10 protein-coding genes are annotated in these 10,872 nt (G+C 65.5%); 3 read left to right on the top strand and 7 right to left on the bottom strand.

All coding sequences use genetic code 11. The annotated features are described in order from the left end of the window. Nucleotides 1-628: 628 nt before the first annotated feature. Both Manayef4_RS17300 and Manayef4_RS17295 read right to left on the bottom strand, forming a co-directional pair. The gene (locus Manayef4_RS17300) at nucleotides 629-1,111 is read right to left on the bottom strand and encodes a hypothetical protein (protein ID WP_070132272.1); all 483 of its coding nucleotides are present in this window, start codon (nucleotides 1,109-1,111) and stop codon (nucleotides 629-631) included. Nucleotides 1,112-1,190: 79 nt separating this feature from the next. Further along, on the bottom strand, nucleotides 1,191-1,820 hold the full coding sequence (locus tag Manayef4_RS17295; RefSeq protein ID WP_070132271.1) for an ATP-binding protein: 630 nt from the start codon (nucleotides 1,818-1,820) through the stop codon (nucleotides 1,191-1,193). Between the two features lie 341 nt (nucleotides 1,821-2,161). Between Manayef4_RS17295 and Manayef4_RS17290 the strand changes: the two genes are divergently transcribed. Beyond that, nucleotides 2,162-3,040 carry a DUF5753 domain-containing protein gene (locus Manayef4_RS17290; protein WP_070132270.1) on the top strand — a complete coding sequence of 293 codons (879 nt, stop codon included), beginning with the start codon at nucleotides 2,162-2,164 and terminating at the stop codon, nucleotides 3,038-3,040. Further along, nucleotides 3,024-3,233, top strand: coding sequence for a DUF397 domain-containing protein (locus Manayef4_RS17285; RefSeq protein WP_043591665.1), 210 nt, complete (start codon nucleotides 3,024-3,026; stop codon nucleotides 3,231-3,233). The genes Manayef4_RS17290 and Manayef4_RS17285 overlap by 17 nt, the downstream gene beginning before the upstream one ends. A gap of 162 nt (nucleotides 3,234-3,395) precedes the next feature. Here Manayef4_RS17285 and Manayef4_RS23300 read toward each other — a convergent pair whose 3' ends face one another. Genes Manayef4_RS23300 through Manayef4_RS17265 form a run of 3 tightly spaced genes read right to left on the bottom strand, consistent with a single transcriptional unit; the run spans nucleotide 3,396 to nucleotide 5,840 of the window. Continuing rightward, a complete protein-coding gene (locus Manayef4_RS23300) occupies nucleotides 3,396-4,250 on the bottom strand; it encodes a radical SAM protein (RefSeq protein WP_083282522.1) in 855 nt (284 codons plus the stop codon). A 37-nt stretch (nucleotides 4,251-4,287) separates the two neighbouring features. Continuing rightward, nucleotides 4,288-5,334, bottom strand: a complete 1,047-nt coding sequence (locus Manayef4_RS17270; protein ID WP_070132268.1) for a glycosyltransferase family 4 protein — start codon at nucleotides 5,332-5,334, stop codon at nucleotides 4,288-4,290. A gap of 50 nt (nucleotides 5,335-5,384) precedes the next feature. Further along, the gene (locus tag Manayef4_RS17265) at nucleotides 5,385-5,840 is read right to left on the bottom strand and encodes a hypothetical protein (RefSeq protein WP_139140117.1); all 456 of its coding nucleotides are present in this window, start codon (nucleotides 5,838-5,840) and stop codon (nucleotides 5,385-5,387) included. Between the two features lie 160 nt (nucleotides 5,841-6,000). On the opposite strand from Manayef4_RS17265, the gene Manayef4_RS17260 reads away from it, so the two are divergent. After that, entirely contained in the window at nucleotides 6,001-6,663 is a 663-nt protein-coding gene (locus Manayef4_RS17260) for a PIG-L deacetylase family protein (RefSeq protein WP_070132266.1), read from the top strand. 7 nt (nucleotides 6,664-6,670) lie between these two features. Here Manayef4_RS17260 and Manayef4_RS17255 read toward each other — a convergent pair whose 3' ends face one another. Together Manayef4_RS17255 and Manayef4_RS17250 are read right to left on the bottom strand one after the other, a co-directional pair. Beyond that, nucleotides 6,671-8,392 carry a proline--tRNA ligase gene (locus Manayef4_RS17255; protein ID WP_043592187.1) on the bottom strand — a complete coding sequence of 574 codons (1,722 nt, stop codon included), beginning with the start codon at nucleotides 8,390-8,392 and terminating at the stop codon, nucleotides 6,671-6,673. A gap of 930 nt (nucleotides 8,393-9,322) precedes the next feature. Then, the gene (locus tag Manayef4_RS17250) at nucleotides 9,323-10,822 is read right to left on the bottom strand and encodes a recombinase family protein (protein WP_070132265.1); all 1,500 of its coding nucleotides are present in this window, start codon (nucleotides 10,820-10,822) and stop codon (nucleotides 9,323-9,325) included. Between the last annotated feature and the right edge of the window lie 50 nt (nucleotides 10,823-10,872).

Below are 10,872 nucleotides of genomic sequence, written 5' to 3'. Positions count from 1 at the left end.
CGCGGACGGGGCATCGGTTGGGACATCCGGCAATTGGGGCATTTCATCTCAAAGCGCCCTCGCGTCTGTGAGCGAGATCACAGCAAAGAGGGGTTCCCTGCGGGCCTGCTGGCGTCCACGCCAGACGCCGCTGTCAGGAAGGTCCGACAGCTACGGTTGTCGCTCGCCGTAAAGCGCGCGAGCTGTCGTCGCTACCGGAGAACGGCACGGAAAGGGACCACATCACGCATCCGCGGCCCGCTCTTAAACTTTGAACAGTACCCGTTGGGTATTTCAGTCGCGGAGTGCTTGGGTGGGTGTGGAAGGGGCTGTGACCTGCGCCAGTACGGCATCGCAGACCCACCCGTCTTTACGGGTGGTCCGGTGGGCGGGCCGATAGGGGGTCCGGTGGGCGGACCGGCGGGAAGTCGGACAATTCTGACAAAACAAAATGTAGCGGACCTACGGGCGTCTGCGGGTCCACGGATGCCCAGCGGCCGGGGCCATGGCCGTCCAGATGTGAACACGTGACCTGTAGGGGTACGAGTCGGGCTGGCCTTGGGCAACCCCAGCGGAACCGGTGGCCTGCGCCAGCGGCGCTCTGCCGGGTAGCCACTCAAACAGGAGATCGGCACGGCGACCGGTACGGCTACCCGATCGGCAGGGGGTATGCCGACACAGCGAGGCGCCCGGACGACGCCAGCGCGTCCGGCCGCGCCCTCGGCATCCGGGGCGTCGCGATGGGTTCCCGGCGGCGGCAGCGGGGGCAGGTGGCCGGTTGGCGCACGCACGTCATGGCGTCGATCACCAGCCGGTCAGCCGGCCGCATCCGCACGCGGTCGGAGGCGTCCACCAGCCGGTGAACGTCAGTGCCGTACGCGGTCGCCAGCAGCGCGAGAATCTGCGGGGTGAGCCTTCGCCGCGCGGACGTATCCGGCCAATGCTCCAGTTCACACAAATAGGGACCGGTGATGGAAGCCCTGCCGTCCGGGTCAAGGCCGAGACGGGCCGCTTGCCGGTTGATATGGTCGGCGGCTTGTAGCTGCGTCCATCCGTGCGCGTGACGGAAAGCGGCGCGGGGACGGAGCCGATAACGTCGGATGAACTCATCGGCTATCTCGGTCTGGGTCATTCCCGCGTGCAACAGGTGGACCCGTAGCGCATTCTGTTCCGCTCTTCCACCAGCTCGCCCCATGTTCCCCCTTTCCCGGTCAGGTTGCGATGCGTCGAGCCGTGTGTGCGATGGCTTCGAGCGAGCGTCGGCCGGAGGGGGTCCGGTGCCACGGGTCCAGCGCGCGCAGCGCGTCAGCGACCCGCCGCAGGGTCTCCGGGTCGGTGCGGTAGGCGACCGGCGCCGTAGGCTGCGGCCCGACCCTCGGTCGCCGCGTCGGCATCGGCGTAGCGGCCTGCGTCGGCGGCGGCGTGGCCTGCAAACCACCGGGAATCTCGGCCCAGACAACTTTTCCGCCGGTCTTTACTCTCCACCACGACCATTGGCGCGACAGCGCGTCGACCATCAGCAGGCCACGTCCGTCCTCGCTGAACACGTCCGGGCTTTCGATACGGGGAGCGGTGTCGTTCCCGTCCCACACTTCGACAAGGACGTTCCCGCCTGTGGCGGTAAGCCGTATGGCCACCACGTCTTCCGGGCGGCTCGCTTTCACCGCATTCGAGGCCAATTCACACACGACGAGTTMGGCACTGCTGACGGCGTCCGGGTCCACCGACCATTCCGTGAGCGTGCGGACTGTRCTCGTGCGCACCTCGGGGACAGCGGCGGCTGTCGGAGGGAAGTGCGCCACGGCCACCCGGACCACCGGCGACGGCTCGGCCGCTGGCATGCCGAGCCCYTGATCATGTCTGGCCGGTGTCCGGTCGATATGGCACACAAGATCATCCCCGCCCGTCGTCGCTGGCCTGGCGCTGTCCCCGCCGGGCCTTGCCTTGCGGCGGTACGTCCGGCGGGGACAGCGGACTGTGCGGGGGACAGCCCGCGTCGTGGTGCGGCCTGCGTGACCTGATCTGCACGGATCGTCCCCTGCCAGGGCATCATGACCCTGTGCACTTCCGGATGCAAGTACGCTCGGAAGTACATTTGAACTTGTTGTGATCCCTGTGGCCAGGGAGGGACGCGACGGTGCCAGACTGTGACGTCACCTGGTCAACATGCAGTGGAGGGGACGTGGCAGCACGATCGGGGCCAACGGTCCGACGACGCCGACTCGGCCTCGAACTACGGCAACTGCGCGAAGCGGCCGGTCTGACCGCAGCGGAAGCGGCGAAGGCCATCCGCGGTTCCGAGGCCAAGATCAGTCGGATGGAGAACGGACTCGTCTCGTTCCGCGCGATCGACGTCAGCGATCTCCTGCACGCCTACGGCATCACCGACGAGGYCCGCCGAGAGGCGATCCTCGCGCTGGCCAAGGAGACCCGACAGCCCGGCTGGTGGCACACCTACGGCGACGTCGTGCCGCGCTGGTTCGAGGTCTACGTAGGGCTCGAAGCCGAAGCGAGCTACATCGCGACGTTCGAGGTACTGCTCGTCCCCGGCCTGCTCCAGACCGCCGATTACGCCCGCGCGGTGATGCAGGCCGCGACGCCACAGGTCAGCGACGCGGAGATCGATCGCGCCGTCGAACTCCGGCTTGGCCGTCAGAAGGTACTGACCGCCGACCCGCCGCCGCAGCTCTGGGTGATCCTCGACGAAGCTGCTGTCCGCCGCACGGTGGGCGGACCGGACGTCATGCGCGCCCAGCTCGTCCACCTGATCGACATCTCCCGCCGTCCCGGTATCACGATTCAGGTGCTTCCATTCCGCTTGGGCGCTCACGCGGGCATGGGCGGCTCGTTCGTGCTGCTGGGCTTCCCGGACGGCGACAACGCACCGGAGATCGTCTACATCGACCAGGCAACCGGAAGCCTCTACCTTGACCGGCCCGGAGACGTCAGCCAGTACCGAGAGCGGATGGATAGGCTCCGGGCATCCGCCTACGATGAGAACGCATCGCGACGTGTGATCGCAGACGCGATGGAAGGTACCGACGATGAGCACGCTACGTGACAGCCAGCTTCACTGGCGCAAGAGCAGCTACAGCAACGGCAACGGCGGCAACTGCGTCGAAGTTGCCGACCTCCCCGACGGCGGCCGAGCCGTCCGGGACTCCAAGGACCGTAGCGGCCCGACCCTCGTCTTCACCGCCGCCGAGTGGGCCGCGTTCGTCGCGGGCGTCCGCGACGGCGAGTTCGACCACTGACACAGGACCGGCGACCACCGGTACTGGGCGTGCGGGCGTCGCTGGGCGGGGGGCACCCCCGCCCAGCGACGCCCGCTTGCTATGATCGCCGAGCGGGCACGATCAGCCGTGGCGACGTCATGGTGTGATACGGCTTTCCTTGCGCCGTCCGGAATTCGGCAGTCAGTCTCGGGGAAGGCGTTCGATCAGGTTCGCATCCCTGATGTTGCCATGGACGATCCGTTCCGCGTTCCCGTCCGCGTGGTTCCATTCCACGTCATTGTTCTGTAGTGGACTCCACACGGTCCCACTCCCATCGATCAGCAGGTACCCGTTCTTGCGGAACGTGTTGGACTTCACCGTGACCGATATGTTCGGGAGCAGCTCCTGAAGGCCCTTGACCGCTTGGTCGAATTCCCCATCCTCGATCTCGAAATAGCGGCGGTTTCTACTGCCGAGAGGGCCACTCGGCATGAACTGGAATAGCTGCCACTGTCGTATTCCGCCGAAGTTTGCCAGGGTCTCCGCAATGACTCCAAGGCAGCCGATGTTGTGCTTGTGGACGACTGTATTTACCCCGATCCGGGCTCCCGCAGATTCAAGAAGCGACAGGCATTCGACCTGGTCGGCAGCCGATCCGAACCTGCGAAACGAAGCGATCGTGTCATCATCGACGCCATCCAAGGGGATACCGACGAGGTCTACCAGTCGCGCGACAGCCTCCGGCTCGATCCTGGGTACCGTTCCGTTGCCCATGAAACGGATTCTTGCATCTCGCAGGAAAGCCGTCMCCACCGTGTCGAGATGAATGCGAAGGTCCAGTTCTCGAAGCCCTCGGAGCAGATCGATAACATCGGGCCTGGTAAGGGGATCGCCGCCGCCGACCGTGACCTTGCGAACACCGAGTTCAGCGTGGAGTCGCCGGAAAAAATTTAGGATCACCCCGGTCTCGACCAGATCCCGAGCGAAGTGGTTGTAACAACCGGGGCAGGCGACGAAACACCCGTTTCCGGCCGTCAAGATGATGCTGCGACGCATTCGTCCTTCTCAAGGTCAAGCCAACCAGGGATGTCCTTTACCGCGAAGCGGTCAAAACGGCCCGATAGAGTTTTTCGTACTCGTTGGTCATGCGGCCCAGTGAGTAGAGTTCCGCGGCGAGCCTCCTGCACCCTTCCCTGTCCACCTCCGTCACCTCCGATAGCAGGCCAGGAAAGGAATCGTCGCATCCGGCTATCAGGCCGCCTTCGCCGTTCCGGACTACCTCGGGGGCCGCGCCGGACTGGGTGCCTACGATCGGCGTGCCGCAGGCCATCGATTCGATGGCAACCAGTCCGAACGGCTCGGGAAGGATGCTTGTGATGACCGTCGCCCGCGCGCCGCCCAGGAGACGCACCTTGTCCGAAAACCCGAGTTCACCGAGATACTGCACCTTCTCGCCGTCGATCCGTGGGGAAATCTCCCTGGCGAAGAACTCTCGGTCGGCAGGCTTGATTCTGCCAGCTATTCTGATCTGAATACCCGCGCTCAACGCAGCTTCGATGGCAAAGTGAGGTCGCTTTTCAGGGCGGAGGCGCCCCAGGAAGGCAACATACGGAGGGGATTCCGGCTGCCCACGGAAGGGGAATTCATCGATGTCCAGTCCGTGGCGTACCCGAGAATACCAGCCGACGGAGGGGTCGGAAAGACGCTGGTAGTCGCTGATCGCGACATATTTGTTATCGATCACACTCGATAGCAGTCGGCGGTTGTCGGCATTGACGTAGCAGTGCACCGTGTGCAGCGTCTTACTGCGTATTTCACGTAAGGCCACCGCTCCCAACAAGCCGGAGTTCGAGTGGAGATGGGAGTGGATGATGTCGAACTCGTCCGCTCGGCTCAGCACTTCGACCATCTGTGCAAGGCGAATAGCCTCGGGCTCGAYGACGACGGAGTCGGCATTAAGCGAGCGCGGGTGGACCGCTACGAGCCTACCGGCCGGCGTTGAGTCACCGGAAGCGAATACCGTGACGTCATGACCTCTCCGCGTGAGTTCCTGTGAAAGGCTTGCGACGAGAGATTCGACCGCACCATATCTGGCGGGCGGAACAGGCTCCCACAGAGGCGCGACCTGTGCAATCCTCATAACAACTCCCGACTGGAGTGCCAATTCCGCGGCAGGGGATAGCGAAAACGTCAGTCGAACGCCGCGAGCCCCTCTCTCAAGCCTTCGCGGATAACCGTTGCGCAGCGGGTGATCTCGGCTTCCATGGCCGGAAAGGAAAACAATCGGATGTACTCCGCGATGTTCGACTCATAGATCCGCGGATTTATGCCGTGCTGCCGGAGCACTTCAGGCCACAGAGGCAGCATCCAAACATGGAAGTGCGGCCGGACGAACTTGTCTTCCTGGTAGGTCTGAACCGCGGCAAGCTTGAGATCGTCGCGCATGATCGTACGGACAGCCCTCATCACGGTCATGGTCCTCAACGCCAACTCAAGCGGAAGATCGGCGATCGTGGCGAGATGCGGCCGAACGMCCACCACCATGAATCCGGGAACCGRCCATTCCGCGTCTTGGYGGACGGTCAGTTCCCCATCGTCGTAGACCGGCCGCAGAATCGACGGCAAGTCGCCCTCATTCTCGTTCATGAAACAGCCGCGGCAGAGGTTCGCACGAACAATGTGACGACGGCCGTCAAGAAAGTCCAACGCCCTCATGTAGGCCAATTCCAACCCCCGCGCCTGTTGAGCGAGATGAAGGGACGGCCAAGGCTACCAGCGATGCGGAGCCCGTGAGACGATTTTCTCCATGACCGACCTGCTCGTGGTTGTGCCGCACCCGGACGACGAGACGCTCTACGCAGGTGGCACCATCCGACAGACCACCCGCCGGGGCCATCATGTGACCGTAGTCACGCTCACCCATGGCGAAGCGGGCCGGACGCTCGGCGTGTGCAGCGCTTCCGAACTCGCCACCCACCGCCGACGCGAGTTCGAGACARCCATGTCGGTACTCGGCGTCACGGACGCATTCTTACTGACCTACCCGGACGGCACCCTTGGGGAGAATCTCGCCCGCGTCGCCGAAGAACTCTGCGACCTCGTTAACGATCGAAAGCCTCACGAGATCATCACGTTTCCGGCCAACGGGATGAACGGACACCCCGACCACGTGGCCAGCCACCATGCCACCCTGGACGCGGTTCGGCGAAGCCAATGGGAGCCGGCACGGCTACTCACCTTTGCCGACCCGACCGAGTACCGKCAAGATCCCCGCCCTGGCTACCTGCCGCCCACGGAGGTCAATCGACTGCGGGTACCACCGAATCGGTKCCATGACATCTCGGATGTAATCCCTGACAAGCTCCGCGCGCTGGGCAGCTACGAGACCCAGGCGCGGAGCGTAGTCAAGTTTCTACGTCTTCACCCCGAATGGTTCACGACCGAAATGTTCCACGAACAGGCACGGTAGAACGAAGTCACAGACTGCGGCGGAGACGCTCCACCGTCTTGGGTAGATCCGTGATGTCGACCTCGGTCACGACCGAGCGGTCCCGAGCGCGGACTTCGACGATCCCTTCTGCTGCACGGCGCCCTATGACAACCTGTACCGGACACCCAATCAGATCGGCATCCGCGAACTTCACTCCGGCGGAACTTCCKAGCCGGTCATCCACGAGGATGTCAAGCCCTTCCGCCTCCAGAGGCCCGGCGACCGATCTGACCACATCCCAATCGATCTTCCGGCCCAGCGGAATCACTTCTACGTCATAGGGGGCGAGCGCCGCCGGCCACACGACGCCATTCTCGTCGTGGTGCTGCTCGATCACGACGGAGAGAATCCGGCTGATGCCGATGCCGTAGCACCCCATCACCATAGGCGCGTCTCTGCCGTTGTCGTCAAGGAACGTCGCGCCCAGCGGCACGGAATACTTGGTGCCGAGCTGGAAGATGTGCCCGACCTCGACCGATCTTTCGACCGCGAGCGGACCCGTGCCATCCGGAGACGGGTCACCCGGTCTGACATTGGTCACGTCTGCGTACTCGTCCGGCTCGAAGTCACGTCCCCGGTTGCACCCAGTGACGTGATAGTCAATCTCGTTCGCACCGGTACACCAGTCCCGTCCGGCCGCCACGTGATGATCCGCGACGATCCGGCTTACATGGGGCGAGAGCCCCTGCGGCCCGACGTACCCGCGGACCAGGCCGGGGCTGGCCGCAAAGTCGTTCTCATCAAGGAGCGTGGGCGCCGCCCCGAGAACCGTCGTGAGCTTGTACTCGTTGATCTCCCGGTCGCCCGGACAGAGGGCAGCTACGATCTGAGCCCGTTCGTCACCAGAGCGCGGGATCTTGTACAGGACGCATTTGAGAATCCGGGCTGCCGGTATGTCCAGATGCGCGGCGAGTTCCTCGACTCCCGGAACCCCGGGAGTGTGGACCCGCTGGAGCGGCTGTGTCCCAGGCTCCACCTCGACGGGCCGCTGACTCGACGCGGCCTCCATGTTCGCGGCATAACTRCCGTCCGGGGCATAGACGAACAGATCCTCACCGATCTCGCTCGGGGCCATGAACTCGTGGTTCACGTCTCCCCCGATCTCGCCAGCCTGAGCCTCCACCGCTCGAAAGCGAAGCCCACAGCGGGTGAACACACGCTCGTAGGCGTCGTACATCACGCCGTATGTCTCTCGGAGCGAGTCCAGACCGGTGTGGAAGCTGTAGGCGTCCTTCATGACGAAGTCACGCGCACGAATGAGGCCAGACCTCGGCCGAAACTCGTCCCGGTACTTGGTCTGAATCTGGTAGACGCTCAGCGGCAGTTCCCGGTAGCTGCTGATCTCGTTCGCGATGAGGCTGGTCACCAGCTCCTCGTGAGTGGGACCAAGGCAGAACTCCGCCCCTTTGCGGTCCACCACCCTGAACATCAGGTCGCCGTAGTTGGCCCACCTGCCGGTCCGCTCCCACAACTCCCGAGGCATCAACGCCGGCATCAGAAACTCCTGGCAACCGGCCGTCGCCATTTCCTGCCGAACGATCTCCTCGACTTTACGGAGAACGCGAAGCCCGAGAGGGAGATAGGTATAGATCCCGGAAGCCACCTTCCGGACATACCCACCACGAACCAGCAGCTTGTGATTGACCGTCTCAGCCTCGGCGGGATCGTCGCGAAGTGTTCGCGCGAAGACACGAGAAAGATGATCCACGGGGACAGACCTCCGTCACTGGAAAGTAGCCGACCGACGGCGACAGGCCGTCACGCACCGAACGACGCCGAGCCAGCCCTTGACGGGCGGCTCGGCTAGATCGGTCGACGTGCGGCCTCGACGGAGCCCACCGGGAGATCCCCTTTCAACCTGATGCCGTACGTTCAGCGAAGCCTCGCGGAGCCACGCTGGCAGCTTTGCGACCAACTTACCGCCTCCGACAGCAGCGGCGGCAGGAGCCCTCGCCGGCCTGGCGACCGTTCATCGCCTCCCAGGACGGCGGCGCGGAGAGAGGCGCTGGGGTACCACAGGTCACCCGACCATCGGCCGCGAGCGGGCGGCCTGGCTCGGCTGTCGGCGGCCGGACTACTCGTGGGCATCGTTGCTCCGCGCGATCCATCGAAGCGGCGTGACAACGGTCGTTGCCGGCGAGCGGTCCGACAACCGCGGTTGCCACCCAAGATCGCTGTGCAGGTCAGACGCCCAGCGGAAGATAGCCATGGTGGACTAGTCAATGTGGACCATTGATCGCTGGCATCGGCCGCGCGTGTCACAGCGTCGCAGGTCAGCGCCCTGGTGTCGCCGATGTGCTGTGTCGCTGGCTTTGCACGATCCCGCTGTGCCATCGCATCCTGGCTCATAGGGGGCGTTTGCTCGCACGGGTCCGCGCGCCCCGTCCGAGCTGCCGAGATCGTGCACAGCGTGCCGCCGTCACGGCGCGGGCAACGGCGCCCCCGTGACGGTGGCACTTCCCGCTGGCCTGTCGGCCCCGCATGCTCGGCCCGCCAACGAGTCCACGGACGCGGCAGGACGGGGAAGAGGGGACCGGAAGGGCGGTTCGGCGTGCCAGCGTGGCTCTCAGCCGCCATGGCGGGCAGGTATGGCGAAGGCCCCCGGCGGATGCCGGGGGCCTTCGTCGGTGGTGGGGGGCTACCGGGGGTCGTTGAGGTCTCGCCACACGATCCGTACGCGCTGTGCCTTGTCGCCCTCGACGGTTCCGTCCCCGCCGACGATCACGCCGTCGATCAGTTGGGTGAGGATGACCCGCTTGGCGGCGATGTCCTCGCCGAGTCCGTCCCAGCCCGCGGCGCCGTTCACGGGCAGCGTGGCGCGCCGTCGCGCGCTGGTGTGCCTGCGGGCCTCGGCCTCGCGGATCTGGCGGACGATGGCCTTGTGGGCGTCGTCGTAGGCGTCGTCGTCCATCTTCCCGGACGCCCACCGGTCCGCCAGCGCGCTCTTGCGGGCCTCCAACGTCGCCAGCTCGGCGGCCCCAGGGTCCTCCGTCGCGGCGGGCTGGAGAACCAGCTCGTCGAGACGCCCCCGCACGGCACGGGAGACCAGCCCGACGAGGAAGGCTTCCCCGATTCGGACCTTGGCCGGACAGCGGCCGTCACGCCGCTGGCAGTASAGSCGBGTSCCGTTCGTGCCGTTCCCGGTCAGYTTGTGCCCGCASGASGCGCAGTAGACGAACCCCGCCAGCAKGCGCCGMASCTTCTGCGCRTYGGTGTTGGTCCGCCGCSRKGCGTCSGTSAGGATCGCCCGGATCTGCTCCCACGTGTCGACGTCCAGCACAGCGGGCCACGCCGCCGGGCCCATGACCGCGATGGCGCCCGTGCTGCGCCGCGTGCTGCGGGTCTGGTAGCCGCGCATCCCGATCAGACGCGGGTTGACCATCATCTCCTTGAGTGTGGTCGGGTCCCACGGACGGCCCGTCACGGTCGCCACACCGTCCGCCTGAAGCTGCCGCGCGATGGCGCCCAACGGCACGCCCTCCAGCACGTCGGCGGCGATACGGCGGATGACCGCCGTCTCCTCGGGGATGACCGCGTGGAAGTCCCGTACGGGCTTGCCGGTGTGGTCGGTGGCGACGATCGGCCCGTAGCCGTACGCCCGGGGTCCGCCGTGGTGGCGGCCCTGCTCTGCCCGCTGCTGGGCGGCCCGCGAGACACGCTCCGCCGTGCGTTCGGCCTCGCCCGCGTCGATCGAGAAGATGATGTCGGCCATCATCCGGCCGTCAGCGGAGGTGAAGTCCATGGTGGTGCCCCGGACCGGGATCAGCATGACGTTGCGGGCCTTGAACAGTTCGATCACGCGCATCCGGTCGGGCCGGTTGCGTAGGAAGCGGTTCGACGTCCACGCGATTACCGCGTCGATCTGGCCGGCCTGCGCCATGGTGAGGATGCGTTCGAACTCCGGCCGGTAGTCCTTCGTGGCCGACAGGTCGTTGTCGGTCAGCACGTCGATCAGGTCGACGTCGTCACGCCGKKCGGCAAGCTCGCGGATGTCCTCGTCCTGGCGGGTGACCCCGGCTTCCAGCCCTTCRCGGTCGTCGGAGATCCGGCGGTARCCGATCGTGCGCAGCTTGCGAACCACCCCAGACCCGTACGCGGCGTCCCGATTGTCCGACCAGAGCGTGATGGCGGGCCTCACGCGGCCACGCTCCCCAGCTCGTGACCGCACTTCGCGCAGTGGGAGTGATC

It is taken from the genome of Frankia sp. CgMI4 (assembly GCF_001756285.1).
Classification (GTDB): domain Bacteria; phylum Actinomycetota; class Actinomycetes; order Frankiales; family Frankiaceae; genus Frankia; species Frankia casuarinae.
Note: the sequence above shows the minus strand (reverse complement) of the source record. Positions and strands in the feature narration are given on the sequence as shown.